The sequence below is a fragment of the Bacillus sp. P4_D3 genome (genome assembly GCF_056401855.1).
On the sequence record NZ_JBFUIN010001220.1, the window covers coordinates 1 to 658 of the forward strand.

Consider the following 658-nt stretch of genomic DNA (forward strand, 5'->3'; position numbering starts at 1 on the left):
TCAACGATCCGACAAGGAATATCGATTTATCGACAAAACAACAATTGCCCTACCTTCTATTTCATATATTAGAGAGGTCGTTTCACTTATCAAATTTTATATCCACAAAAACACCGTAATGATCACTCGGAAATACGCATGATACTCTTTAAATATACAAAATGGATAACCTATTTGATTCGCGATATATTGTGCTACATTTATCTTCTTTTCATCATCCATATGACTCCTAACTTCTTGAATAGCTAGAATATGAGGAGCAACATTTTGAACTTCCTCACAAATAKCCTCTAATCTCTCTGACCACAAAGTTTGATGATTCCAAATGTTGAGGGTAGCAATTCTCATTATATCCCTACTTTTCTAATATTAGATTTATCTCCTTATTTCACCGTATGTAATTTTCATATTAGGAGCGTACACCAAAGAAGAATGTATATGAAACGCTTCAAAAAATAAAAAGGATTACATACCTAAAACGATATATAATCCTTTTTATAAAAATATCAAAACAAATGGAGGTTTAGTTAGTACAATCACAATCTGAGCAATCGGTACAATCTATTACGTCACAATCTAAATTTCTCCTTTTTTTGTTTCTTTTAAGATAAAAATATAGTAGTACCATAAATAATAGGCAAATAACAAAGGCTATTAT

General features: G+C 30.4%; 1 pseudogene. It reads right to left on the reverse strand.

Annotation, left to right across the window (positions count from 1 at the left end):
* Positions 1-141: 141 nt before the first annotated feature.
* A pseudogene (locus AC1DTM_RS30420) lies at positions 142-348 on the reverse strand (hypothetical protein); the annotation flags it as partial.
* Positions 349-658 lie beyond the last annotated feature (310 nt).